19 protein-coding genes are annotated in these 25,084 nt (G+C 71.2%); 12 read left to right on the top strand and 7 right to left on the bottom strand.

What is annotated here, in order from left to right; all coding sequences use genetic code 11:
• Positions 1–78 precede the first annotated feature (78 nt).
• The 3 genes from ACFYWJ_RS33955 (at position 79) to ACFYWJ_RS33945 (ending at position 1,815) form a co-directional block, all read left to right on the top strand.
• Entirely contained in the window at positions 79–645 is a 567-nt protein-coding gene (locus ACFYWJ_RS33955) for an antibiotic biosynthesis monooxygenase (RefSeq protein ID WP_355283455.1), read from the top strand.
• 23 nt (positions 646–668) lie between these two features.
• A complete protein-coding gene (locus tag ACFYWJ_RS33950) occupies positions 669–1,472 on the top strand; it encodes an SDR family oxidoreductase (RefSeq protein WP_355283452.1) in 804 nt (267 codons plus the stop codon).
• Between the two features lie 124 nt (positions 1,473–1,596).
• Positions 1,597–1,815 (top strand): hypothetical protein, encoded by a 219-nt coding sequence (locus tag ACFYWJ_RS33945; protein WP_355283449.1) that lies wholly within the window; start codon positions 1,597–1,599, stop codon positions 1,813–1,815.
• Between the two features lie 6 nt (positions 1,816–1,821).
• Here ACFYWJ_RS33945 and ACFYWJ_RS33940 read toward each other — a convergent pair whose 3' ends face one another.
• Positions 1,822–2,256: an acyl-CoA thioesterase gene (locus ACFYWJ_RS33940; protein ID WP_378830036.1), complete on the bottom strand. Its 435-nt coding sequence runs from the start codon at positions 2,254–2,256 to the stop codon at positions 1,822–1,824.
• An 8-nt stretch (positions 2,257–2,264) separates the two neighbouring features.
• Complete coding sequence (locus ACFYWJ_RS33935) at positions 2,265–3,215, bottom strand: AraC family transcriptional regulator (protein WP_355283446.1); 951 nt, start codon at positions 3,213–3,215, stop codon at positions 2,265–2,267.
• Between the two features lie 81 nt (positions 3,216–3,296).
• On the opposite strand from ACFYWJ_RS33935, the gene ACFYWJ_RS33930 reads away from it, so the two are divergent.
• Positions 3,297–4,142 carry an NAD(P)H-binding protein gene (locus ACFYWJ_RS33930; RefSeq protein ID WP_355283444.1) on the top strand — a complete coding sequence of 282 codons (846 nt, stop codon included), beginning with the start codon at positions 3,297–3,299 and terminating at the stop codon, positions 4,140–4,142.
• A gap of 94 nt (positions 4,143–4,236) precedes the next feature.
• Positions 4,237–5,445, top strand: coding sequence for an MFS transporter (locus ACFYWJ_RS33925; RefSeq protein ID WP_355283441.1), 1,209 nt, complete (start codon positions 4,237–4,239; stop codon positions 5,443–5,445).
• On the opposite strand, the gene ACFYWJ_RS33920 is transcribed toward ACFYWJ_RS33925, so the two are convergent.
• On the bottom strand, positions 5,435–7,135 hold the full coding sequence (locus tag ACFYWJ_RS33920) for a nitroreductase family deazaflavin-dependent oxidoreductase (protein ID WP_355283438.1): 1,701 nt from the start codon (positions 7,133–7,135) through the stop codon (positions 5,435–5,437). The genes ACFYWJ_RS33925 and ACFYWJ_RS33920 overlap by 11 nt on opposite strands.
• A gap of 106 nt (positions 7,136–7,241) precedes the next feature.
• On the opposite strand from ACFYWJ_RS33920, the gene ACFYWJ_RS33915 reads away from it, so the two are divergent.
• Positions 7,242–7,805: a TetR family transcriptional regulator C-terminal domain-containing protein gene (locus tag ACFYWJ_RS33915; protein ID WP_355283435.1), complete on the top strand. Its 564-nt coding sequence runs from the start codon at positions 7,242–7,244 to the stop codon at positions 7,803–7,805.
• Between the two features lie 3 nt (positions 7,806–7,808).
• On the opposite strand, the gene ACFYWJ_RS33910 is transcribed toward ACFYWJ_RS33915, so the two are convergent.
• The gene (locus tag ACFYWJ_RS33910) at positions 7,809–8,963 is read right to left on the bottom strand and encodes a DUF5925 domain-containing protein (RefSeq protein ID WP_355283433.1); all 1,155 of its coding nucleotides are present in this window, start codon (positions 8,961–8,963) and stop codon (positions 7,809–7,811) included.
• A gap of 109 nt (positions 8,964–9,072) precedes the next feature.
• On the opposite strand from ACFYWJ_RS33910, the gene ACFYWJ_RS33905 reads away from it, so the two are divergent.
• A complete protein-coding gene (locus ACFYWJ_RS33905) occupies positions 9,073–10,650 on the top strand; it encodes an MFS transporter (protein ID WP_355283430.1) in 1,578 nt (525 codons plus the stop codon).
• Here ACFYWJ_RS33905 and ACFYWJ_RS33900 read toward each other — a convergent pair.
• The 3 genes from ACFYWJ_RS33900 to ACFYWJ_RS33890 form a co-directional block, all read right to left on the bottom strand.
• On the bottom strand, positions 10,647–11,648 hold the full coding sequence (locus ACFYWJ_RS33900; protein WP_355283428.1) for a serine/threonine protein phosphatase: 1,002 nt from the start codon (positions 11,646–11,648) through the stop codon (positions 10,647–10,649). The genes ACFYWJ_RS33905 and ACFYWJ_RS33900 overlap by 4 nt on opposite strands.
• Before the next feature lie 29 nt (positions 11,649–11,677).
• Positions 11,678–12,205: a hypothetical protein gene (locus tag ACFYWJ_RS33895; protein ID WP_355283426.1), complete on the bottom strand. Its 528-nt coding sequence runs from the start codon at positions 12,203–12,205 to the stop codon at positions 11,678–11,680.
• A gap of 141 nt (positions 12,206–12,346) precedes the next feature.
• Positions 12,347–13,063, bottom strand: a complete 717-nt coding sequence (locus tag ACFYWJ_RS33890; RefSeq protein WP_355283424.1) for a hypothetical protein — start codon at positions 13,061–13,063, stop codon at positions 12,347–12,349.
• A 156-nt stretch (positions 13,064–13,219) separates the two neighbouring features.
• Here ACFYWJ_RS33890 and ACFYWJ_RS33885 point away from each other — a divergent pair, with 156 nt between their 5' ends.
• From ACFYWJ_RS33885 to ACFYWJ_RS33865, 5 genes are all read left to right on the top strand, one after another.
• A complete protein-coding gene (locus tag ACFYWJ_RS33885) occupies positions 13,220–14,218 on the top strand; it encodes an iron chelate uptake ABC transporter family permease subunit (RefSeq protein ID WP_355283421.1) in 999 nt (332 codons plus the stop codon).
• A complete protein-coding gene (locus tag ACFYWJ_RS33880) occupies positions 14,215–15,270 on the top strand; it encodes an iron chelate uptake ABC transporter family permease subunit (RefSeq protein ID WP_355283418.1) in 1,056 nt (351 codons plus the stop codon). The genes ACFYWJ_RS33885 and ACFYWJ_RS33880 overlap by 4 nt, the downstream gene beginning before the upstream one ends.
• A 10-nt stretch (positions 15,271–15,280) precedes the next feature.
• Entirely contained in the window at positions 15,281–16,093 is an 813-nt protein-coding gene (locus ACFYWJ_RS33875) for an ABC transporter ATP-binding protein (RefSeq protein ID WP_355283415.1), read from the top strand.
• 166 nt (positions 16,094–16,259) lie between these two features.
• Positions 16,260–24,032 carry an amino acid adenylation domain-containing protein gene (locus tag ACFYWJ_RS33870; protein ID WP_355283412.1) on the top strand — a complete coding sequence of 2,591 codons (7,773 nt, stop codon included), beginning with the start codon at positions 16,260–16,262 and terminating at the stop codon, positions 24,030–24,032.
• A gap of 53 nt (positions 24,033–24,085) precedes the next feature.
• A complete protein-coding gene (locus ACFYWJ_RS33865; RefSeq protein WP_355283409.1) occupies positions 24,086–25,081 on the top strand; it encodes an ABC transporter substrate-binding protein in 996 nt (331 codons plus the stop codon).
• The last annotated feature ends 3 nt before the right edge of the window (positions 25,082–25,084 follow it).

Below are 25,084 nucleotides of genomic sequence, written 5' to 3'. Positions count from 1 at the left end.
GCGCGACACCACGACTCGGCCTATTCTCGACGCAGCGGCACCGCGTCGGGACCGGGCCGAATTCGTCAGGTGGGCACCATGATCGAGATCAGCATCGTCGAGACCTCGGCCGCGCGAGCCGATGCCCTGCGCCCCGCGTGGCGGCCCGATCTGGTGCCGGGCGTCGCCACGGCCGTGCTGCTGCGGGCGATCGCGAAGGGGACCGCGTATCAGCTCGTCTCGGTCGGCGTCGTCGGCGTGGACAACACCACGCCCCTGTTCACGGCGCCGGTCACGGCCGCGACCGGCAGCTACGGGGTGGCCGCCCAGTACACCGCCGAGACGCGGGCGACCGATCCGGGCATCGTCTTCGTCAACGCCTTCGACCTGCCCGTGGCCCGGATCGACGAGTTCATCGGGCACTGGCACACCCGCGCCGGGCTGATGTCGCGCGCGCCCGGATTCCGGGACAACCGCCTGCACCGGGCCATCGACCCCGATGTCCGCTTCCCGCTGATCAATATCGCGCACTGGGACGGCGAGCAGGCCTGGCACGCCGCGGGCGCGAACCCCGAGTTCCAGCAGCGGTTGTCGACCGCGCCCGGCTACGCCGTCGCCCATCCCGCGCTGTACACCGTGGTGGCGGAATTTCCCGCCGGACGGTGACGAGCGCCCGTTAGGGTGCGGACATGGAGATCACAGGCAAGGTCGGCATCGTCACCGGCGCGGGCGGTGGCATCGGCGCCGCGCTCGCGCATCGGCTCGTCGCGGGTGGCGCGCGGGTCGTCGTCGCCGACATCGACGCGGATGCCGCGGCGAAGGTCGCGGGTGAGCTGGGCGCGAACGCGGTCGCGGTCGGCGGTGACGTGGCCGACGAGCAGGTGATCGCCGAGCTCATCGCGACCGCGGAACGCGAATTCGGCCCGGTCGATCTCTACTTCGCGAACGCGGGCATCGGCGGCGGACCCGGCCTGGAGAGCACCGAGGAGCAGTGGGCCGCAGCGCTGGAGGTGAACGTGCTGGCGCATGTGCGCGCCGCGCGGCTGCTGGTCCCCGGCTGGGTCGAACGCGGCGGCGGGTACTTCGTCACCACGGCGTCGGCGGCCGGGCTGCTCACCCAGATCGGCTCGGCGCCCTACTCGGTGACCAAGCACGCGGCCGTCGGCTTCGCGGAATGGCTCTCGGTCACCTACGGCGACCAGGGTGTCCGGGTGAGCTGCCTGTGCCCGATGGGCGTGGACACCCGGCTGCTCAGCGGCGACCTGATCCCCGACGCGCCGGAGGCGGCCGCGCTGGCGATCAAGGCCGTGACGACGGCGGGCGCGGTGCTCTCGACCGAGGAGGTCGCCGAGACCGTCGTCGAGGCGATGGCCGCCGAGCACTTCCTGATCCTGCCGCACCAGGAGGTCCTGCAGATGTACCGCAACAAGGGCTCCGACTACGACCGATGGATTTCCGGCATGCGCCGGTTCCAGGCGATGCTGCGCGGGTGAGTTCGGAGATCGGTCGGAACAATTCACCCGAGGTAGCCGCGCGATCGCTCGATCCCTGCCACGATGGTCGGTAGCCGCCGGTCACGATCCGTTGACCGGCGCAGATCTACGCGGAGATCCGGCGATGGCAACACTGGTGTACTTCAAGAAGGTTCGCGACGAAACCACGCAGGTCGAGTACCATTTCGGCCCCAGCCGCGACCAGCTCGATTCCTCGCTCGTGATCGATAAGACCACCTTCTCGGCGCTACCCGGCCCGCCCGGTTACAGTCCGGCGGGCCAGATCATCCTGCGTGCCCGCCGGGCCAGCGAATGGCCCGAAGTCGGCGTCATCGCCTCCTGAGCGCCGCTACTCGGTGACGAGCTCGGCCGCGGCGGTCCGCACGACCTCGGGGATCGCCACCGGTTTGCGGGTGTCGGCGTCGACGTAGACGTGCACGAAATCGCCCGTCGCGGCGAGCTCGAGCCCGGCCTCGGTCTCCTTGAAGATCGCCAGGTCGTAGGTGATGCTCGAGGTGCCGAGGCGGGCGATGCGCAGCCCGACCTTGAGCTGGTCGGGAAAGCTCACCGAGCCGTGGAACCGGCACCCGGTCTGGGCGACGACGCCGAGCGCGGGCAGTTCGGTGATGTCCATGCCGGTGGCACGCATCAGCCAGGCGTTCACCGCGGTGTCGAAGTAGGAGTAGTAGGTCACGTTGTTCACGTGGCCGTACTGGTCGTTGTCGGCCCACCGGGTCGGCATCGGCCACAGAACGGGATAGCTCACGCTGTCATCATGCAGCATGGCCCGGCTCAGGCCGAAGACGACAGCGCGGCCACGTTCCCCTGCCGATGGTCACGCGGGCTCACCCCGAAGTGCCGCTTGAACGCGGTGCTGAGCGCGAAGGCGCTGCCGTAGCCGACCTGGTGGGCGATGGCCTCGACCGTCGCGTCGGACTCGGCCAGCAGGTCGGCGGCCAGCGACAGCCGCCATTCGGTCAGGAACGTCATGGGTGGCTCGCCGACCAGTTCGGTGAACCGGCGGGCCAGCGCGGCCCTGGACATGCCGACCGCCTCGGCCAGCGCGACCACCGTCCACGGGTGGGCCGGATTGTGCTGGAGCAGGCGCAGGGCCTTGCCGACCAGCGGATCGCTGTAGGCGTGATACCAGGCGGGGGCGTCGTCGCGGGCGAACCAGGCGCGCAGGGCGGCGATCAGGACCAGGTCGAGCAGGCGGTCCAGCACCGCGGTCTGCGCGGGCAGGTCCTTGGTGGCCTCGTCGACGAGCAGATCGAGCAGGCGGGTGTCGAGATCACCGCGCGGCAGCACGGCGACCTGCGGCAGTGCCCGCAGCAGCCGCCTGCTCACCGCGCCGGCGGATTCGTAGGTGCCGGTGACCATCAGCGTCTCGCCGTCGGAGTCGGTGCCCCACTGCCGGACACCGAGACTCAGTGTCTCGCACAGGATCTCACCATCGGGAGTGGTGGTGACCTGGCCCGGCTGGATGATGATCTGCGGGTCGGTCGCCGGATCGTCGGCCACCGTATACGGCTGCGGCCCACGGAATATCGCGACATCACCCGCGCCGAGCTGCCGTGGCGGCTGGGAATCGGTACTGACCCAAGCCTTTCCACGGATCATCGCGAGCACCGTCAACGGCGCCTCGTCCTGGATCCGCAGTGACCACGGCGGGTTCAGCAGCGAGCACATCAGGAACGCGCCGCGCGCCCGCGGCCCTTCGAGCAGTCCGGCCAACGCATCCACATCGTCCACAGTAGACGACCGCGCATGTTCGCGAGCGGCACGACGATGTTGCCCGAGGCCGCTGGACGATGTACTTATCTCATGACAAACACCGCTTCCCACCAGCAGCTTTTCCTCGTCACCGGCGGCACCGGCAAGACCGGCAGCCGCGTCGCGGCGCTCCTCGAGGCCGCGGGCCACCCGGTCCGGCTCGGCTCGCGGACCGCCGCGATCCCGTTCGACTGGACCGATCGGGCCACCTGGGGCCCCGCCCTCGCCGGTGTCGATTCCGTCTACCTGTCCTACCAGCCGGATCTCGCCGTCCCCGGCGCGCCGGATGTCATCCGCGCGTTCACCGCGGCTGCCGCGGCGGCGGGCGTGAAAACGGTGGTCCTGCTGTCGGGCCGCGGCGAGCCCGAGGCGCGCGAATGCGAAGAGATCGTGGAGAATTCGGGCCTGGCCTGGACCGTGGTGCGCTGCGCCTTCTTCGCGGAGAACTTCAGCGAGGGCGCGTTCCTCCCCGACGTCCTCGCCGGCGCGGTCGCGCTGCCCAACGGCGATGTGCCCGAACCGTTCGCGCACGCCGACGACATCGCCGAGGTCGCCGTGGCCGCGCTCACCGATCCCCGGCACGCGGGCGAGATCTACGAGATCACCGGCGCGCGGGCGCTGACCTTCGCCGAGGCCGTGGGCGAGATCGCCGCCGCCAGTGGCCGCGAGATCGCGTTCATCCCGGCCACCCGCGCGGAATTCGTTGCGGCCCTGAGCGAGTACCAGGTCCCCGACGACGTGATCAGCCTGCTCGACTACCTCTTCGGCACCATTCTCGACGGCCGCAACACCCCGACCGCCGACGGCGTGCAGCGCGCACTGGGCCGGGCACCCCGCGATTTCAGCGAGTACGCCAAGGAAACCGCCGCCACCGGGATCTGGACGCCCCAGGAGTGAGCCGGGCGCCCGATCACCACGCGCCGACCGCTCGCGGCGCGTGGTGATCTCGGTCCGCCCGCGTCCGGCATCGGGCGCGGGTACCGTCGAATCGGTGACTCCAGCGACGATCGACCGCGAACTCCGGCTGGCCAGGGCCGCGGTGTTCGGCGTTTTCACGCTGAACGGTTTCCTGCTGGCCATGTGGGTGGTCCACATTCCGGCGATCACCGACCGGACCGGAGTGTCGTCCTCGCTGCTCGGGATGTTCGTGCTGCTGCTGGCGGGGGCCGCGATCGTGGGGATGCGGCTCGCGGGCCCGGCGGCCGACCGGTTCGGCAGCCGCACCCTGGTCGCGGTCGCCGCGACCGCCATCTCGGTGACGGTGCTCGGTCCCGCGCTGGCGACCGGCCCGGTGAGCCTGGCGATCGCGCTGGCCTGTTTCGGACTCGGCAACGGCGCGCTCGACGTCTCGATGAACACCCAGGCGGTGCACGTCGAACGGGCCTATCACCGGCCGATCATGTCGGCGTTCCACGCCATGTTCTCCGGCGGCGGGTTCGCGGGCGCGCTGGTCGGGGCCGCCACCCAGCGCCTCGGCTGGTCACCGCAGCTGACGCTGACCATCGCGGGGATCGCGGGCCTCGCCGTCACCGTAGTGCTTGTGCCACACCTGATTCCGCACCACCGGTCCGATCCGGGCTCGCGGCCGGAGCACTACGACTCCGACCGCGCGCACGACGCGGACCCGGCACCCGAGCCGACGCGGACGCACGCCACCGCGCGCGCCCGAACAGTGCTCTCCCTCGGTGTGATCGCCTTCGTGCTGCTGCTCGCCGAGGGCGTCGCGGCCGACTGGAGCGCCCTCCAGGCCCGCGAGCACCTGGACGTGTCCGAATCCGACGCCGCGCTGGCGTTCGGCGCCTTCTCCGCGACCATGACCCTGGGCCGGTTTCTGGCCGACCGGGTGAGCGGGGCGATCGGCCCGGTCGCCATCCTGCGCTACGGCAGCCTGCTGGCCGCGGCCGGTTTCGCGGTGGTCATCGCCTCGCCGTGGTTGCCGCTGACCCTGGTGGGCTGGGCGATGTGCGGTCTCGGACTCGCCGGCGGCGTGCCCCAGATCTTCACCGCCGCAGGCAATCTCGGCGGCACCACCGCCGCCACCGACATGTCGCGGGTCTTCACCATCGGCTACCTCGGACTGCTCGCCGGACCCGCCGTGATCGGCTGGCTGACCGCGCTCGTCCCGCTCACCGCGGCGCTGGCGGTGCCGCTCGTGCTCACCCTCGCCTGCGCCGCGCGAGCCGAGGTCGTCAGTCGGTGAAGGTGATCCGGACCGACATCGGCGTGCTCTGCAACGCGCGGAAGGTCGCCGCGGTCAGCCCGGCGAAGACCGGATTCGGCGCGAAGCTGCGCGCCCGCGCGACGACATCGTCGGCCGGACGCAACTCCGCGACTCCGGTGCGCCACCGAGTTCCCTGCCGGACACGGACTTTCGGTTCGGCACCGATATTGGCCGCCCAGCCCGACCTGGTGCCGTGCTGACTGATCACCCACGCGCCGGTGTCGTCGAACGACACCGACACCGGGACCACCCTGGCCTGGCCGGACTTGCGGCCGGTCGTCTCCAGGTCGGTCGCGAACGAGGTGCGGATGCCGATCCGGCCCAGCGCGCGGACCGTCGGATTGGCGAGATAGCGCCCGACCGCGCGTTCGAACCGGAACTTGCGCAGGGCCGGGTCCTTCGATGGCTGGGTCACGGTCGAACTCCTTCTGCTCCGGAACGCGTCGACACCGTGGTGTTTCAGCATGGCCGCCGCCGTGAGCCACGGCGTGCGGTCGGGGTCGGGGTCGGCGCCCGCGCCGAGGCGATGCAGCTGGTCGGTGTGCCACTGCAGGTCGAGGGCGCCTTCGAGACTCTTGACATTGGGCAGCGTCGCCACCCGCGCGGGCAGGCCGAGCGAGATGCTCGGCGAGTGCAGGCGCTCGGTGCGCTGGTGCAGGATCTCGGCGGCCGCGCCGGGATGGACCGCGCTGGGCCGCCCGAGGCCGACCACATCGCACTCCCCCGACTCGACCGCGTCGAGCATGGCGAGGCGGGACCGGAACCCGCCGGTGACGGCCAGCGGCACCGCGCCCGCGGCCGCCCGCACCGACCGCGCGTACTCGAGGAAGTACGCCTCGCGCGCCACGGTGCTCGCCGAGCGAGACACCGGCCTGCCCATCATGGCGGGCGATTCGTAACTGCCGCCGCTGATCTCGATCAGGTCGAGCCGTTCGGCCGCGAGGCGCCGCACCACCGCGCGCGACTCGTCCTCGGTGAAGCCACCGCGCTGGAAGTCGGCGGAGTTGAGCTTGATCGCGACCGCGAAGGACGGCGACACCTCGGCCCTGATCGCGCGGACCACCTCCAGCACGAACCGCGAGCGCCGCTCGGGATCGCCGCCCCAGCGATCGTCGCGCTGATTGGCCAGCGGCGAGAGGAACTGGGAGACGAGATAGCCGTGCGCGCCGTGGATCTGCACGCCGTCGAAGCCGGCCCGCTCGGCGATTCGCGCGGTGGTGGCGAAGCGGTGCACGATGTCGACGATCTCGGCGTCGGTGAGCGCGCGCGGCGCGGGAATGCCGGGGAGGCCGAGGCCGATCGCCGACGGCGCCACCGGCTGCGCCGCGGTCATCAGCGGATTCGCCTGGCGGCCGGGGTGATTGATCTGCATCCAGACCCGGGCGCCCGCCCCGGTCGTGTGGGCCGACCAGCGGCGCAGGTCGTCGAGGTGGCGCTCGTCCTCGACGACGACATTGCCCGGTTCGCCGAGATGCCTGCGGTCGACCATGACATTGCCGGTGACCACGAGGCCGAAGCCGCCGGTGCCCCACCGGCGGTAGAGCCGGTCGAGGCGTTCGTCCGGCCCGGCCTCCGGATTGCCGAGGCCCTCGCTCAGCGCAGCCTTCATCAGCCGGTTGCCGAGCACCTGGCCGCAGGGCAGGGCGAGCGGGTCGCTCAGGGCTGTCATCGTCGGTTCCTCCACGGATCGCGCCCACTACACCGATCGGTGTACTTGCTCGAACGGTAGTACACCGATCGGTATACTTCAATCGAACCGACCGAAAGGACGTCGAATGGCCGCACGCGACGGACTCGTGCAGAGCGCGATCGATCTGGTCCGCCGCAACGGCGTGACCGGGACCGGCGTCGCGCAGCTGCTCGACCACAGCGGGCTCTCCCGCCGGACGATCTATCTGAACTTCCCCGGCGGCAAATCCGAGCTGATCACCGAGGCCACCCGGGTCGCCGGGCGGGCGATGACGACGCTCATCGAGACGTTCAGCGCGAACGCCAAACCGGAGACCACCATCGCCTCCTTCGCCGACGCGTGGAAACACGTCGTGGAGTCCAGCGACTTTCTGGCCGGCTGCCCGGTCGTCGCCGCGGCGCTGGGCCGCTCGGAATCCCCGTCGGCGGCCGACGCCGCGGGCGAGGCCTTCACGGACTGGGAGCAGGCCCTGGCGACCCGGCTGCGCGCGGAGAACATCGCCCCCGACACCGCCCGATCGCTGGCGACGACCGTCATCGCCACGATCGAGGGCGCGGTGGTGATGTCACTGGCCAAGCACAGCACCGAGCCGCTCGACCGCGTCGGCGCCCATCTCACCGAACTGATCAGGGCGCATACCCCGGCGTGACCGTCACAGGTACATGCCGACCTCGGCCGCGTCCTGAGTGACCGACTGGATCTGGATCTCGCCGTCGCGACGGGCGACCAGCTCCGCCAGCGTCGCGCCCGCACGACCGATCGGGTCGCCCGGCGGGCAGTCCTGGGCGGCGAGCCAGTCCCTGGCCTCGGCGGGTGAGAGGCGGCCGACCTCGATCTGGGCCAGGCAGCGGCCGGGGCGCACGACCGCCGGGTGCAGCCGGGACAGGTCCTCGTTGGTGGTGACCGCGATCAGTACGTTGCGGCCCTGCCCGAGCATGCCGTCGGTGAGGTTGAGCAGGCGCGACAGCTTCTGTCCCGCGGCCTCTTTCGCCTCGCCGCGGATGAGTTCGTCGCAGTCCTCCAGCACGAGCAGGCGCCAGCGGCTGCCGTCGTCGCCATCGGCGCCCGCGGCCACCTCCATGAGATAGCCGGGATTGCTGAACAATTCTTCGGGATCGACGACGCAGTCCACCTGACACCACGACGACCACGCCCGCGCGAGCGCGCGCAACGCGGTGGTCTTGCCGGTGCCCGGCTCGCCGTGCAGCAGCACCAGCCTGCCCCGGATCTCGGCGACCTCGAGGGCCATCAGCCGATCCATGCTCGCCGCGACCGGCGCGGCGTAGTTGCCGCGGATCTCCGCCCAGGCGGGCGCGCTGATCTGGCGGCGCCTGCGCAACGGCCTGCGGACATCCATGTGCCAGAAGCCCATCTCCACGGTGGCGCCGGCGCCAGGGGGCTGCACGGCGTCGGCCGTGGCGGCGGCCAGCACCTCGACGGCGAGTTCGTCGCTGACCGCGGTCACCTCGACCGTGGCCGACCCGCCCGCCCAGCGCACCGCCCGCAGCGACCAGCCCTCGCCTTCGACCAGCAGGGCGCTGCTGTCGTCGTCGGCGACCGAGCGCACGATCCGCGAGTCCGCCGGGCGCAGTGGCGCGTCGGGCCGCACCCGGTCCAGGTGCGCCTGGCGGGCGAAGGACTGGTCGCCGCGCAGGAACGGCGCGAGCGCCAGCGCGTCGATCGCGTCGCGGGTGGAGTAGGTGGAGTCGATGGCCGCCGACCACGGAAACCGCTCGCCCGGATCGTCCGGCTGACGCGGCGGATCGACGAGCCTGAGCTGTTCGTTACGTGTGGACACCGCGCCCATCCTCGCGGCACCGGCCCGGCAATGTCCAATGACTTCTGGGCCCGCGGATCGGCCGCGACGCCGAAAAACGCCTGGCACATGCGGTCGATCCGTCGGTAACGTCGGGGTCGTGACGTCCACGCAGCGCGAGCAGGCCGCAACCGAACCCACCGCGACGGCCGGGCTCAAGGAGTGGATCGGGCTGGCGGTGCTCGCCCTGCCGACGCTGCTGATCTCGATGGACCTGAGCGTCCTCTATCTCGCCATCCCGCAGATCAGCGAGGCGCTGCAACCGAGCAGCTCCCAGCTGCTGTGGATCCTCGACATCTACGGCTTCCTGGTCGCCGGCTTCCTCATCACCATGGGCACCGTCGGCGACCGGATCGGCAGGCGCAAGCTGCTGATGATCGGCGCGCTCGCGTTCGGCGTCGCCTCGATCGTCGCCGCCTACTCCACCAGCGCGAACATGCTGATCGGCACCCGGGCGCTGCTCGGCATCGCGGGCGCGACGCTGATGCCGTCGACCTTGGCGCTGATCCGCAACATGTTCCACGACGACCGCCAGCGCACCACCGCGATCAGCGTGTGGATGACCAGCTTCATGATCGGCATGGTGATCGGTCCGCTGGTCGGCGGGGCGATGCTGGAGAACTTCTGGTGGGGCTCGGTGTTCCTGGTCGCGGTGCCGGCGATGGTGCTGCTGCTGGCGACCGGGCCGATCCTGCTGCCCGAGTACAAGGACCCGAACCCCGGCAAGCTCGATGTGCTCAGCGCGCTGCTGTCGCTGCTGTCGGTGATGGCCGTCATCTACGGCATCAAGGAGCTGGCCAAGGACGGCTGGGCGGTCGACGCGCTCGCCGTGCTGGCGGCCGGTCTGGTGCTGGGCACGGTGTTCGTGCTGCGCCAGCGCCGGCTCACCGATCCGCTGATCGACCTGGGGCTGTTCGGCAATGTGCGGTTCAGTGGATCGCTGGTCGCGTTGATGGTGGCGATGCTCGCGATGGGCGGGCTATTCCTGCTGCTGTCGCAGTATCTCCAGCTGGTGCTCGGGCTGTCCGCCTTCGAAGCCGGGCTGTGGACCGTGCCGCAGGCCGCTGCGATGGTCGTGGCCGCCGGGGTGGTGAGTGCCCTCGCGCCGCGGGTGCGGCCCGCCTATCTGATGGCGGGTGGTCTGGTGCTCGCGATGGCCGGATACGCGCTGTTCACCCAGCTCTCCGGTGCCGACGATCTCGCGCTGATCGTCACCGGCATGGTGGTGTTCTCGCTCGGCCTGAGCCCGATGTTCGTCCTCGGCCTCGACCTGATCGTCGGTGCGGTGGACCCGGCCCGCGCCGGTGCCGCGTCCGCGATCTCCGAGACCGGCCAGGAACTCTCGGCCGCCCTCGGCGTCGCCGTGATCGGCAGCATCGGCACGGCCGTCTACCGCGGCCAGATGGCAGGCAACCTGCCCACCGGCCTGCCGACGGAGGTCGCCCACACCGCCGAGGACACCCTGGCCGGCGCCCTCCAGGTCGCCGCCACCCTCCCCGCAGCCCTCGGCGCCGAACTCACCACCGTGGCCCGCCAGGCCTACACCCATGCCCTCCAGGTGAATTCACTCGTCGGCATCGGCCTCACCGCCATCGCCGCCACCCTGGTCCTGGTCCTGCTCCGCCACCTACCCGCCCCGAACGAAGCGAAGTCCACCCCGGACACCGAGCCCGCCTAGGCCGGGTATTCCGCGTGGACGTCACCGCCGAACAGCTTCCAGTAGAAGGCGTTCATCTTCGCCGCGGCGGGTGCGTGGCGGGCCAGGATGGCGGCGACGACAGGTGACACCTCGGCCGGGATATCCCCGGCGGCGCACCGGCGGACGTATGCGTTGCGGGCGACGGGGGCGCAGCCTGCCGGTGTCGTCACGCCGCAGATATCGGTCACCAGCCAATTGACCAGTCGCATGGCGGCGTAGTCGCCGTCGTGCGTGACGTGGCGGCGGGCGAAATCACGCTCGGCGGGCGACAGGTCGAACCGCGGTGAGGTGACCAGTCCGAAGTCGGTGAGATAGACGCGCTCCCCGTCGGCGCGCAGATTGCCGAGATGTCCGTCCATATGCAGCAATTCGCGGTCGCGCAGAAACGCCACGATCTCCGCCAGCTGCCGCTCGAAGACCACGGCCTTGCCGATCGGATCCGCGCCAAGCCACTCCGGCATCGCATACGGGATGTATTCACTGAACAGGACCAGGCTCGACGTGGCCGCTGCCAGTGCTTCCAGACGTTTCCGCACCTCGGGCGACCCGCCCTGCGCGGCGACCACCGTGTCGATATCGGCGTGTTCGGCCGCGACCGGCGCCCGTCCGGGCAGCACCCGCCAGTGATGAAGCATCGGGAACGCCTGGGTCTCCCCCGCCAGAACCCCTTCGGTGGCAACGATATTCGCGGCGAGCTCGCGCCAGGCATTGAAACTCGGGCCACCCACGCCGTAGTGACAGAACATCGGCAGCTCGAACAGATTCGCGGTGGAACCCCGGTTCGCCAGCTCCCGATCGGTCAACGGAATGCGCTTGGTGAATACCGGCACGCCGTCGATTTCGGCAACCGCCGCACCGCCACCCACTCCCACACCGACGACCTTGCCGGCGTCCACGAGCTCAGCGAGCTCGAAGTCGTTGCGGGAAGACAGAAATGCCGCGAGTCTCCAGTGGCGCTCGCTCCTGACGTCTGTCATCTCCCGATTGTGCCGGGCCGCCGTCGGTTTCAGCACGACCCGCCGGAAGTCCGGCGCGCGCTCGCCGAGGCGAGTTGTGCTCGGCAAGCCTGCTGGATCTCACGTTCGAGCTGGTCGCGCGGTCGCCCCCAACCCGCTGTCCACTCGTCCGCGAGCTCGTATATCCAGCCGAGCGGCAGGTTCAGGATGCTCGCGTCGAAGTCGGATCGGTGCACGATCTCGTAGACCTTGTCGAGCACCCAGAATTCGGTGGCCCGGTCGGCGGCGAGCATGCGGGCCAGGTCGGTGAAGGCCACCTGGGCCGCGGCCGCGGCCGAGCAGGGGACGGTCGTGGCGCAGTCGGCCAGCGCCGCGGGCAGGATGTCGAGGATCTCGTGGTGCTCGGTGCCGCCCAGACCGGCCAGGTCACGGAGGGATTCACCGTCGTGGCCGTCCACGAGCCAGTACGCGGCCCAGAGCGGGATCCGCTCGGACGGGACGGTGCCGAGCGCTACCCACGCGGCGACCAGTCCCGGGGCGGGGATCTCGCCGGGATCGGAGGTGGACCTGTCACGCATGCCGCCATGATGCCCAACCGGTTCGGCTCGCGGCCAGCGGATTTCGGCCGAACCCGGAGACGACGGGATCCCGCCCGATGCAGATCGGGCGGGATTCGTCGTCTCGTCGAGTTGTCCCCTCCACGAGCGTTCTCGGTGCGCCTACTTGGCGGGCGCCTGGTTCGGCATCGGGGAGTTGATGGTGGTGAAGTACTGGACCGCGGCCATGATCGCGACGGGGGCGGTGATGAAGATCTGGCCGGCGAGGGTGCCCAGGGCGCCGATGGCCATGATGCCCGCGATGCAGCCGACGGCCGCGGCCGGGATGAACGGGCCGAACATGCCGACGATGGTGGCCGAGGCGATGGTGGCGCCCGCGATGCCGCCGAGCACGCAGCCGACGGCGCCGCCGCCGAGGCCGCCGACCAGGGTCGCGATGCTGGCGCCCAGGGAGATGGTGCCGGTCATGCGGCTCCAGGCGGCCTGCTCACGGTCGTACTCGCTCTTCCACGGCGCCTTGTCCTCGAAGGGCAGCGCGACCGGCTTGTAGGTGGCGTGCGCCAGGTCGAACTGCGGGGTCAGGGTGGCGGTGCGGCCGGAGATGTCGGCGGCGATCGGGAAGACGAAATCGTCGACGCGGAAGGACAGTTCGCTGCCGGCGACCGTGTCGCCGTTCGCCGCCTTGATCTTGAACACGCCGTCCTCGACCACCATCGAGCCCGCGTCGGTACCGATGATCGTGGCGGTCTCGGTCGTGGTCGCGGTGTAGTTGATCGGCGCGTTCGGGTCCGCGGCCGGTGCCGCGTGGCTGGTGCCGGCCGCGATGCCGAGGGCAACGCTGACGGTGGAAGCCAACAGGGCGAACTTGGTGATTTTCACGGGGGTGAGCCTTTCGTGTTCCTCGTGGTGAGCTGCGCGGCGCAGAAGCTGCGGACCGAACGAACCGAGACCATAGCTAGGTAAGCCTCACCTATCAAGACCTTGCTTAGGCTAACCTCCTGTGAGACAGATTCGGACGCGAGAGAGAAACCCCTGATGAAGAGTCCGCGGTTGTGCGGGTGGTTGCTGGCGGTATTCGTGCTGGTCGCGGCATGTTTGCTCAGCCTGCTCATCGGCACGAAATCGATTCCGGTCGGCGAGGTCTGGCTGGCGTTGACCGGGACCTCCACCACACCCGACCACGTGACGGTGATCGAGTACCGCGTCCCCCGCACCCTGCTCGGCCTCCTCGCGGGTCTGGCACTGGGCGTCGCGGGCTGCTTGATGCAGGGTCTGACCCGGAATCCACTGGCCGATCCCGGCCTGCTCGGCGTCAACGCGGGCGCGGCTTTCGCCATCACCATCGCGGTCGGCCTGCTCGGCGTGAGCGATCTCACGTCGTATGTCTGGTTCGGATTCGCCGGTGCGGCACTGGTTTCCGTCGTCGTCTACCGGCTCGGCACCGCGGGACGCACCGGCACCGACCCGGTCCGCCTCACCCTGGCCGGCGTCGCCGCCACCGCCGTGCTCAGCGGACTCACCCGGGGCCTGATCCTGGTGGACCCCAAGGCCTTCGACGAGATGCGCCGCTGGGACTCCGGTTCGCTGGCCGGGCGCGGCTACGAGATCGTCGCGGGCGCGACACCGTTCATCCTGGTGGGGCTGGTGATCGCCGCGCTGTGCGCGCGGTCGCTCAACGCGGTCGCGCTCGGCGACGATCTGGCGCAGTCGCTGGGCGTGCACGTCTCCCGGACCCGGCTGTGGACCGCGCTCGCCCTGGTGCTGCTGTGCGGCACCGCGACCGCCGCGGTGGGCCCGGTCGCCTTCGTCGGCCTGGCCGTTCCGCACATCGCCCGCTGGCTGGTCGGCCCGGATCAGCGCTGGATCTTCGCGTATTCGCTGGTGCTGGCGCCGATCCTGGTGCTCACCGCGGATGTGCTGGGCCGCCTCATCATCCGTCCCGACGAAGTCCCCGCCGGCCTGATCACCGCGTTCCTCGGCGCGCCGGTGCTGATCTGGCTGGCCCGCCGCGCGAAGGTAGGTGCCGCCGCATGAGCGCCGGAATCGATTTCGGCCGCACCATGCTGGTCGTGCGCCCGCCCAAGCTGGGCATCACCGCCCGGATCGGGGTGCGCACGATCGTGGTGTGCGCCGTGCTGCTGGTGATCTCGTTCGCGACCGCGGTGCTGGCCCTCGGCAGCGGCGACTACCCGATCCCGCCGCTGCGGGTGCTGCGCGCGCTGTTCATCGGCGACGAGCGGTTCGACCGGCTGGTCGTGTGGGACTGGCGGCTGCCGCGCATCCTGCTGGCCCTGGCGCTGGGCGCCGCGCTCGGCGTGAGCGGCGCGATCCTGCAATCGGTGACCAGGAACCCGCTGGGCAGTCCCGACATCATCGGGTTCAACACCGGCGCCTACACCGGCGCGCTGATCGTCATCCTGACCCTCGGCGGCGGGAACTTCCAGACCGCGGCGGGCGCGACCATCGGCGGACTCGGCGCCGCGCTGGTGATCCACCTGCTCGCCTTCCGGCACAACGTGACCGGCTTCCGGATGATCATCGTCGGCATCGGCGTGAGCGCCATGCTCGCCTCGGTCAACACCTGGCTGATCATGCGCGCCGACCTGGACGCGGCCATCGCCGCGGCGGCCTGGGGCGCGGGCTCGCTCAACGGACTGTCCTGGCCGCAGGTCGCGCCGACGATGCTGATCCTGGCCGTGCTGGCGTTCGCGCTGATTCCCGCCGCGCCCCGGTTGCAGATCCTCGAACTCGGCGACGACACCGCGCGCGCGTTCGGCCTGAACGTGAGCAAGGCGACCGGCTGGCTGATCGCGCTCAGCGTCGCGTTCACCTCGGTGGCGACGGCGGTGGCCGGGCCGATCGCCTTCGTCGCCCTCGCCGCGCCGCACCTGGCGCGCAAGCTCACCCGCACCCCGTCGATCGCGCTGGTGCCCGCGGCGGTGATGGGCGCGACCCTGCTGATCACCTGCGACTGGATCGCCCAGCACGCGTTCGCGCCGACCACCGTGCCGGTCGGCATCGTCACCGCCTCGGTCGGCGGCCTCTACCTGGCGTATCTGCTGGTCGCCGAAGCGCGACGGAACTAGGGAAAGCGACATGAACGACTCTCACGCCTCGCGACTGCGCGCCGACCGGGTCCGCCTCGGCTACAAGGGCACCACGATCAGCGATCAACTCTCGGTCGACATCCCCGACGGCGCGTTCACCGTGATCATCGGCCCGAACGCCTGCGGCAAGTCGACCCTGCTGCGCGCGCTGGCCCGGCTGCTCACCCCCGAGTCCGGCACCGTGCTGCTCGACGGCAAGCCGGTCACCGGCTATCCGGCCAAGGAATTCGCCAGGCAGGTCGGCCTGTTGCCGCAGACCTCGACCGCGCCGGACGGCATCCGGGTCGCCGATCTCGTCGCCCGTGGCCGCTATCCGCACCAGACGCTGCTGCGGCAGTGGTCCACGGCCGACGAGGAGGCGGTGGCGGCGGCGATGGCGGCCACCGGTGTCGCCGAACTGTCGGCGCGACCGGTCGAGGAGCTGTCCGGCGGTCAGCGCCAGCGGGTGTGGATCGCCATGGTGCTCGCCCAGGACACCCCGATCGTGCTGCTCGACGAGCCGACGACCTACCTCGACATCGCCTATCAGATCCAGCTGCTCGACCTGTGCCGCACGCTGAACCGCGAGTCGGGGCGCACGGTCGTGGCCGTGCTGCACGACCTCAACCACGCCTTCCGCTACGCCGATCACCTGATCGCCATGCGCGACGGCCGGATCGTGGCGCATGGCGTGCCCACGGAGATCGTCACGGCCGAGCTCGTGCACGAGGTGTTCTCGCTGCGCTGCCGGATCGTCGACGACCCGGAAACCGGGACACCGCTGGTGGTTCCACTGGCCGAGGACGCCGCCCAGGTGCGCTGAGCGCCGCACGGCGAGATCGTTCGCAGACGTAGCTATTCCACAATAAGTTAGTTTAGGCTAACCTATCTCTTTGTGCCTGGATTCGCCGGATCATCCGGTGGTTCACGGGCGAATGTCAGTGCGGGCGAAGGGAGTTGCCGTGCCAACGGCGAAGCGGGGAGACACGATGACCGACGGTCTCGGGTTGCCACTGACCGGACCACAGCTCGGCATCTGGAACGCCCAGCGCTTCGACCCCGACTCCGGCCGGTACCTGGTCGGCGAGGTACTCGAGATCACCGGCGACACCCCGATCGATGTCGAGCTGCTGGCCGAGGCGATCCGGCGCACCGTCGCCGAGGCGGAGAACATGCGGCTGCGGTTCCGGGAAACCCCCGAGGGCCCAAGGCAATTCGTCACCGAGGCCGAGGCCGAGCTGCGGCCGACCGTCGATCTGCGGGCGGCCGCCGAGCCGATGGCGCTGGCCTACGAGGCCGTCGCGCTGGAACGGCACGAGGCCGCCGAGCGGTGCCGCGGCATGGTCGACCGGCAGCTCTACAACTACACGCTGATCCGGGTCACCGATTCGGTCGTCTGGTGCGTGCAGCTGTACCACCACCTCATCGTCGACGGCTACAGCGCCGCGCTGCTGTCGCGCCGGGTCGCCGCGCACTACACCGCGCTGCGGCGCGGAAAGCCCGCCCCGAAGCGCACTTTCGGCACGATCGCCGAGCTGGTCGCGGAGGAGCGGACCTATCGGGACGGCCCCGAATTCACCGCCGACCGCGACTACTGGCGCGATCAGCTCACCCCGTGGCCCGATCTCGACGGGCGCGGCCGCCACCTCGGCGGCGCGGTGGAGCGGACCATCCGCGCCGAGACGGCGCTCTCCGCCGAGACGCTGGCCCAGCTGCGGGAGGCCGCCGACCGGCACGGCATCACCTGGGCCGACGCGCTCGTCGCCTGCTACGCCGCCTTCCTGCATCGCCTGCTCGGCACCGGCGACGTGGTGATCTCCATGCTGCTGATGGGCCGGGTCGGCCGGGCCGCCCTGCGCACGCCGTCGATGGCGGTCAACGTGCTGCCGCTGCGGGTCCGGGTCACCGCCGGTGACCGGCTCGGCGAGCTCGGCCCGCGCATCGCCGACACCCTGCGCGAGATCCGCTCCCACCAACGCTACAGCGGCGACGACCTGGCCCGGGATTTCCACGGTCACGGCGCGGGCGAGCTGCTGCACGGCATCGGCATCAACCTCAAGGTCTTCGACTTCACCCTCGACTTCGACGGCGCGCGCGGCGTGCTGCGCAATGTGGCCGGTGGCCCGCCCGAGGATCTGAGCCTGACCGTCACCCCGCTGCCCGACGGCACGGTGCTGCTCGGCTTCGAGTCCGACGCGCGGTCCAACGACGCGGCGATGGTGCGGCGGCGGATCGCCGGCTTGACCCGGGCGATCACGGGCTTCATCGGGTCGGACAAGACCGCGGTGGGGGCGCTGGAGTTGCTCGATGCCGAGGAACGGGAGCGGTTGCTGCTGGATCGGGCGGTCTCCCTGCGGCTCGATCCGGTTCCGTCGCAAGATGATTCGCCGCGCGGCGGACCTGTCCTCGCGACACAGACGGTCGACCCGGTCATCGGCGGCGCAGTAGCCGCTGCCCGCGCCGACGACACCCAGCCTCCGTGTCCGGGCGTTGCCAACGACGCCCAGCCATCGCACCCGAACATCGCCGACGACACCCAGCCATCGCGCCCGGACGTTGCCGACGGCGCGTGTGCCACGGTCCAAGCCGAACTCGTCACGGGCCTGCTCGATCGGGCACTCGCCGACCATTCCTCCGCCGTCGTGCTCAGCTCGGCGACCCGCCGCTACACCGGGGCCGAACTGGCGGACCGGATCGACCGGCTCGCCGGGTACCTGCACGACGCGGGCGTCGGCCCGGACACGATCGTCGGGCTCGCGCTCCCCCGCGACGTGGAGTTCGTGGTCGCCCTGCTGGCGGTGTGGCGGGCGGGCGGCGCGTATCTGCCGTTGGATCCCGAGCATCCGGTGGCGCGCCTGCGCGCGACGATCGACGATGCCGCACCCGTCCTGGTCCTCGGTTCGGCGGGACTGGCGGCCGAGCTCGGCGACGATGTCGTCGCGCTCGACGATCTCGACGACCAGCTCGATCGGCACCCGGGCCTCGCGGCCGAAGTCGCGTTGCGCCCCGACCACGCGGCCTACGTGATCTACACCTCCGGGTCGACCGGCCGGCCGAAAGGCGTTGTCGTGTCGCACGGCGCGCTCGCCGGGCTCGTCGCGGCACATCGCGCCGGCATCTACGGCGCGGCCGCGCGGCGGGCGGGCGGTCGGCGGCTCACCGTCGCCCACACCACCTCGTTCGCGTTCGACGCGTCCCTCGACCCGCTGCTGTGGCTGGTCGACGGTCATCGAATCCACCTCTACGACAGCGAAACCCGGCGCGATCCCGGCGCGCTGGTCGCAGCGTTCGCGCGCGACGGCATCGATGTCGTCGACGGCACCCCGACGCTGGTAGCGGCCCTGCTCGAGCACGGGCTCGCCACGACTCCGCCCGCCCCCGACGGCTCGCGAACGCCCGACACTCCGATGATGTCCGACGACCTCACCACGACGGAGCGACCGGCGGCGATCGGCGTCAGCGAGCCCGCCGAAGGATCGACGCCGGCTTTCCGCGCCGCAGCGCGGAGACCCGACGCGACAGTGACGCACGCCGTGGCGCCGGTGCTCGACCCGGCCGTTTCGGCGCAGCGGCCCACACTGATCGTCGTCGGCGGGGACGCCTGTTCGGCGGAACTGTGGAGCGCGCTGGACCGAGCCGGGGTCGCGGCGGTCAACATGTACGGGCCGACGGAGGCCACCGTCGATGTGCTCGGTGCGCCGATCGACGGCGACGGGCCCCGCATCGGGCTACCGTTGACGGGCTCGCGGGTACACCTGCTGGACAACGGTTTACAGATCGTGGCGGACGGTCAGGTCGGCGAGTTGTATCTGGCCGGACCTCAGCTGGCCCGGGGCTACCTGGGCAGATTCGCTACCACCGCGGGGGCTTTCGTCGCCGATCCCTACGGTCCGCCCGGTGCGCGGATGTACCGGACCGGCGACCGGGCACGCTGGGTGCCCGGCCGCGGCTACGAGTACCTCGGTCGCGTCGACAATCAGGTGAAGATCCGTGGACACCGGGTCGAACTCGGTGACGTGGCGGCGGCCCTGGCCGGTCTGCCCGAGATCCGTTCCGCTGCCGCCGATATCCGCGAGATCGGCGGTCGGCCCGCCCTGATCGGCTACGTGGTCGCGGCACCCGGTCTCGATACCGCGGCGATCCGTACCCGCTTGGCCGACCTGGTGCCCGAGCACATGGTGCCCGCCCGCCTCGTCGTCCTGGACGAACTGCCGAGCACGGTCAACGGCAAGCTCGACCGCGCCGCCCTGCCGGACCCGGCCGCCGACACCGTCGGCAGGCTTCCCGAGACCCGTGCCGAACATGCTGTCCACGAGGCGATCTCGACAACGCTCGGCCTAGACGCGCTCAGCATGGACGACGACTTCTTCGCCGTCGGTGGCGACAGCATCACCGCCATCACCGTCAGCAGCGCCCTGCGCGCCGACGGCCTGCCCCTGCTGCCCCAGCAACTCCTGACCCGCCGCAGCCTCGCCACCCTGGCGGCCGAGGCCGCCGCCCAGGCCACGCCGGACACGGCGGCGGCACCCGGCGGCGATCCGCGCGGCGGCTCGGCACCCCTGCCGGGTGACCCGGCACCCGGCGGCGATCCGCGCGGCGGCTCGGCACATCTGCCGGGTGATCCGGCCCCGGCGGCGACGCTCGACTCCCGTGCCACGCGAACCGCCGAGACGGCGCCAGTGGCGCGGCGGACTCCAGGTGCCCTGATCCCGTCGCTGACCGCGGCCGATCTCGACGCGCTGGCGGAAACCTACGGCCCGATCGCCGACGTGCTGCCGCTGTCACCACTGCAAGAGGGCCTGGTCTTCCACGCCCTGCGGGACGGCGCCGACGACATCTACACGATGAGGGCTCGGTTCACCCTCGACGGCGTGCTCGAGCCTGCGCGGCTCGGCGCGGCGTTCGAGGCCGTGTTGCGGCGGCATCCGAATCTCGGCGCCGCCTTCAGCTACGAGCGCTTCGACCAGCCGGTCCAGGTGGTGCCGCGCACTCCGGCGGTCGACTGGGCGGTCGAGGACCTGCGCGACAGCGCCGATCCCCGAGCGCAAGCGGACCTTTCGATTCGGCGCGCGAGCGCCGAACCGCTCGACATCGCCCGCCCGCCGCTGATCCGCGCCCGCCTGATCCGGCTCACCGACACCACCCAGTGGCTGGTCCTGGTGGCCCATCACCTGCTCGCCGACGGCTGGTCGGTGCCGACGATGGTGCGCGAAACCCTCGCCGTCTATCGCGACGAAGCACTGCCGCCCGCACCGTCTTTCGGTGACTACCTCGACTGGCTGGCCGCCCGCGACACCACCTCGACCCTGCGCTGGTGGACCGACCGGCTCACCGGCCTCTCCTGCCCCAGCGTGCTCGCCACCCCGCTCCAGCACCGCGTCGTCGAGTCGACGGACGAGTCCGGGACACCGGCGGGCACGTCGTCCGAGCACGGTGCCGTCGCCCGTCTGCGCCCGATCGGGCTGCGGGTCCCCCACATCTCCGCCGTCGCGGAAACGCTGACCGCCACCGCGAGGGCCAACGGCCTGACTATGAGCACCGTGCTCCACGGCGCGTGGGCGATGGTGCTGGCCGAGCACTTCGGGCGCACCGATGTGGTGTTCGGGACCGTGGTGTCGGGGCGGCCCGCCGATCTGCCCGGTGTCGGCGCGATGGTCGGGCTGTTCAGCAATACCGTGCCGATGCGCGTCACGCTCACCGACGGGCGGCCGGTGGCCGAGCAGTTCGCGGCCGTGCAGGACGCCTCGTTCGAGGCGCAGGCACGGGGCTATCTGGGATTGGCGACCGTCGAGCGGGCGGTGGGTCTCGGGCGGCTGTTCGACTCCCTCGTGGTGTTCCAGAACTTCCCGAAAGCCGGTCTGCTGCAACCGGACCCCCGGGGCGTGCAGGTGGTCGACGTCGAGGTGGACGGGCTGACGGACTTCCCGGTCACCGTCACCGCGCTGCCCGGTGACGAGTTCACCCTGATGCTGCACCACGATCCGGTCGCCGTGCCTGCGCCGGTCGCCGCGCGCCTGGCCGATCGGCTCGGCGCGGTCCTGGCCGCCCTGGCGACCGACCTCGGGCGCACGGTCGCCGAGGTGACCGCGGTGGCGATGCCGCCGGAGACGGTCGGCACCACCCTGGCCGACTGGACCTCGACCACCCCGATCGACCCCGACGCGCCCGCGCTGACCGCGAACGGCGTGACCCTGACCTACCGCGAGTTCGACGCGCGGGTCGCCCGGCTGGGGCACTGGCTGATCGACGAAGGCGTCGGGCCGGAAACCGTGGTGGCGGTGACGATGACGCGCGGGATCGACGCGATCGTCGCCGCGCACGCGATCTGCCGGGCGGGCGGCGTCTACCTGCCGATCGACCCGCAGAGCCCGGCCCAGCGCGCCGACCGCATCCTGCGCACGGCCGAGGCGGCGCTGGTCCTCACCACCACCGCCGACGGTTTCGGCACCGAGCGCGCGCCGGTCGTCACGGTCGACGACCTCGATCTCACCGCCTTCCCGGCCACCCTGGTCACCGACCGCGACCGGCTCGCGCCGCTGCGACCGGCCGGTGCGGCGTATCTGCTGTTCACCTCGGGTTCCACCGGTGAGCCCAAGGGCGTGAGCGTGTCGCACGCGGCGATCATCAGCACCTTCGCCTGGATGCAGCGGCGGCACCGGCTCGCGCCGGGCGACACCGTCCTGTACCGCACCGCGGCCACCTTCGACGCCTCGATGCTGGAGCTGTTCTGGCCGCTGCTGGTGGGCGCTCGGGTGCTGGCCGCGCCCGTCGAGGGACGGCTGGACCGCGATCCACACCAGATCGCCGAGCTCATGGCCCGCGAGCGGGTGAGCATGCTGCAGATGACCTCGTCGATGCTGACGGTGCTCGCCGAGGAAGCCGACCTGAGCGGTTGCACCGCACTGCGTTTCGCGGTCACCGGCGGCGAACCGTTGCCGCCGGACACCGCGCGGCGGATCCGGACGGCCACCGGCGCGAGCGTGCACAACCTGTACGGCCCCACCGAGGCCGCGGTCTGCATCACCCACCACGAGACCTCCGACGCCGACGGCGGCACCGTGCCCATCGGGGTGCCCGCGGCGGGCTCGGACGTGCGCGTGCTCGGTACCGATCTGCGCCCGGTGCCGCCGGGCGAGATCGGCGAGTTGTACCTCACCGGAGCGCAATTGGCGCGCGGCTACCTCTCCCGTCCCGGGCGCACGGCCGGGTCGTTCGTCGCCGATCCCGGCGGCACCGGCGACCGCATGTACCGCACCGGCGATCTGGTCAGCTGGGGTCCGCACGGGGAACTCGACTACGTCGGCCGGGCGGACAGCCAGGTGAAGCTGCGCGGCCAGCGCATCGAACTGGGCGAGATCGAAGCCGCCCTGCTCACCACCCCCGGTGTCGCGCACTCGGCGGTGCTCCTGCGCGAGGACACCCCCGGCGACCAGCGCCTGGCCGCCTACCTCGTCGCCAAGGCCGGCATCGCGATCGACATCGCGGCCGTGCGCGCCGCACTGCGCACCGCCCTGCCCGCCTACATGGTCCCGGCGGCCTTCGTCGTGCTCGACCGTATCCCCAGGACGGCCAGCGAGAAGATCGACCGCAAGGCCCTGCCGGTCCCTGTCTACGACTCGACCGCGGGGCCGGACGGTCTCGTGCGCACACCCGCGACGGCGCAGGGCGAGACCGCCGATCGCGCCGCGAGGTCCGGCGTAGGCGGAGCCGTCGTCCGCGACGATGCCCACGCATCCCGACAGCAGGACGCCGCCGCACGGGCGAACGGTGCGGATGCGGCCGACCTGGTGGCCGACATCCGGGCGGCGATGGCGGTGGTGTTGTCCGCCCCCGATCTCGGCGACGGCGACGACTTCTTCGCCGCGGGCGGTCATTCGCTGACCGCGGTCAGGGTCGTCGGCCGATTGCGCCGCGCGGGTTTCGACGTCGTCCTCGACGACATCTTCGAAGCGCCGACCGCTGTCGCGCTGGCGGCGCGAATCACGCACGAGGACAACGGCACCGCGTCGGGCCCGCGCCGATCCGGCGAGTCGACCGCGTGGGGAACCCGCCTCGACCATGTCCTGGAACTTCGTGCCACCGGCACGCGCGAACCCCTGTTCTGTATCCATCCGGTCGGCGGCACCGCCTGGCAGTTCGGCCCGCTCGCGGCACTGCTGCGCGCCGACCGCCCGATCGTCGGCCTGCAACTACCGAGCCTGAGCGACAGCACTTTCCAGGCCGAGACCATCGACGACCTGGCCGACCACTACCTGGCCACGATCCGCCGGATCCAGCCGCACGGCCCGTACCACCTGCTCGGCTACTCCCTCGGCGGCACCATCGCGCACGCCATCGCGGCCGCGCTGACCGCCGCGGGCGAGCGGGTCGCCTTCACCGGGCTGATCGACGCCTTCGCGCTCACCGATCTCGCCGGGCAGGCCGCCAGGGCCGCCGCCGACCCCGCCGAACTGGACCGGCTGCTGCCCGAAATCCCCGAGGACGCACCGGAACTGGCGGCGATCCTGCGGGGCGCGGCGACCACCCTGCTCGGCCTGGTCACCGCGTCCACCCCGGCCGCCTACGACGCGCCGATGGCTCTGTACGCCGGCGACACCGGAACCACGCCGGGCCGCACCGACGCCCAGATCGCCGGGTGGCAGGCGGCGGGCGCCCGGCTGGTGGTGCGCAGGCTGCCCTACTCCCACTTCGAGATCGTGTCGCCCGCCGGTTGGGCCGAGGTCGCGGCACTGCTCGACACAGACCCGGCGCTCAGCGCATGAGCCTCCCGCCCAGCGCTGTTCGCCGTTCGGAAGAAATGAGGAAATCCCCGTCCATGTTCACCAACCGCTCATCGGGCCGCCTCCGCGCCGCCCTCGCCTTCCTGGTTCTCGCGCTCGTCGCGGTGCTCACCGCGTGCGGTAGCTCGGATTCCGGGTCCGCCGACACCGGCCCGCGTGAGGTGCCCTCCGCGAAGGGCCCGGTCAAGGTGCCCGCCGACCCGCAGCGCATCGTGGTGCTCAACGGCAATCTGGCCGGCTACCTCTACGACCTCGAGGCCACCGTCGTCGCGGCCGACCCGCGCCTGCTGGGCGTGCCCAACAAGCCGGGCGAGTTCCCCGCGGGCTGGGCCGAGGACGCGAAGAAGCAGGGCACGCAGGCCGTACCGTCCGGGGACAACATCAACCTCGAGTTCATCGCCGCCCAGCGCCCCGACCTGATCATCGGCGGCGGCCAGGGCTACCCGGGCCAGCAGTCGGTGAACGCCTACGACCAGCTCACCGCCATCGCCCCGACGGTGCTGCTGCCGACCGAGACCACCTACTGGCAGGACCAGCTGCGCTTCATCGCCGCGACGGTGAACAAGCCGGCCAAGGTCGACACCCTGATCGCGAACTACCAGGCCAAGCTGGCCGAGGCCAAGAGCAAGATCAAGGCCCCCGCCGGCACGACGGTCGTGATGCAGTCGATCAAGAGCCAGAAGCCGACGCTCTTCGTACCGACCGCCGCGCTGCCGACCCTGCTCTCGGAGGTCGGTTTCACCCTGGACACCCAGGTGGAGGCCAAGGCCGGTAACCCGGCCAAGGAGCAGAGCGCCGACTTCATCAGCTTCAGCCCCGAACTGCTGAACACCGTGATCGACGCGCCCGTGCTGTTCACCATCCCGCTCAGCGGCGGCCGGTCGCTCGAGGAACTGCGCGCCGACCCGATGTACGCGACGCTGCCCTCGTTCAAGGCGAACAAGGTCTTCGAACTGCCCGCGACCAGCTCGCGGCCCGACTACCGCACCGTCATGAGCACCCTCGACCTGCTCGTCGAGCGTTTCAAGTGAGGC

The sequence above is a fragment of the Nocardia sp. NPDC003269 genome (assembly GCF_042888005.1).
Lineage (GTDB): Bacteria > Actinomycetota > Actinomycetes > Mycobacteriales > Mycobacteriaceae > Nocardia.
This window is presented reverse-complemented; position numbering and strand designations above follow the sequence as displayed.

Excerpts from the sequence above, each read along its gene's own strand:
- ACFYWJ_RS33955 (WP_355283455.1), top strand. The coding sequence starts at position 79 with ATGATCGAGATCAGCATCGTCGAGACCTCGGCCGCGCGAGCCGATGCC.
- ACFYWJ_RS33950 (WP_355283452.1), top strand. The coding sequence starts at position 669 with ATGGAGATCACAGGCAAGGTCGGCATCGTCACCGGCGCGGGCGGTGGC.
- ACFYWJ_RS33945 (WP_355283449.1), top strand. The coding sequence starts at position 1,597 with ATGGCAACACTGGTGTACTTCAAGAAGGTTCGCGACGAAACCACGCAG.
- ACFYWJ_RS33940 (WP_378830036.1), bottom strand. The coding sequence starts at position 2,256 with ATGCTGCATGATGACAGCGTGAGCTATCCCGTTCTGTGGCCGATGCCG.
- ACFYWJ_RS33930 (WP_355283444.1), top strand. The coding sequence starts at position 3,297 with ATGACAAACACCGCTTCCCACCAGCAGCTTTTCCTCGTCACCGGCGGC.
- ACFYWJ_RS33920 (WP_355283438.1), bottom strand. The coding sequence starts at position 7,135 with ATGACAGCCCTGAGCGACCCGCTCGCCCTGCCCTGCGGCCAGGTGCTC.
- ACFYWJ_RS33915 (WP_355283435.1), top strand. The coding sequence starts at position 7,242 with ATGGCCGCACGCGACGGACTCGTGCAGAGCGCGATCGATCTGGTCCGC.
- ACFYWJ_RS33910 (WP_355283433.1), bottom strand. The coding sequence starts at position 8,963 with ATGGGCGCGGTGTCCACACGTAACGAACAGCTCAGGCTCGTCGATCCG.
- ACFYWJ_RS33900 (WP_355283428.1), bottom strand. The coding sequence starts at position 11,648 with ATGACAGACGTCAGGAGCGAGCGCCACTGGAGACTCGCGGCATTTCTG.
- ACFYWJ_RS33895 (WP_355283426.1), bottom strand. The coding sequence starts at position 12,205 with ATGCGTGACAGGTCCACCTCCGATCCCGGCGAGATCCCCGCCCCGGGA.
- ACFYWJ_RS33885 (WP_355283421.1), top strand. The coding sequence starts at position 13,220 with ATGAAGAGTCCGCGGTTGTGCGGGTGGTTGCTGGCGGTATTCGTGCTG.
- ACFYWJ_RS33880 (WP_355283418.1), top strand. The coding sequence starts at position 14,215 with ATGAGCGCCGGAATCGATTTCGGCCGCACCATGCTGGTCGTGCGCCCG.
- ACFYWJ_RS33875 (WP_355283415.1), top strand. The coding sequence starts at position 15,281 with ATGAACGACTCTCACGCCTCGCGACTGCGCGCCGACCGGGTCCGCCTC.
- ACFYWJ_RS33870 (WP_355283412.1), top strand. The coding sequence starts at position 16,260 with ATGACCGACGGTCTCGGGTTGCCACTGACCGGACCACAGCTCGGCATC.
- ACFYWJ_RS33865 (WP_355283409.1), top strand. The coding sequence starts at position 24,086 with ATGTTCACCAACCGCTCATCGGGCCGCCTCCGCGCCGCCCTCGCCTTC.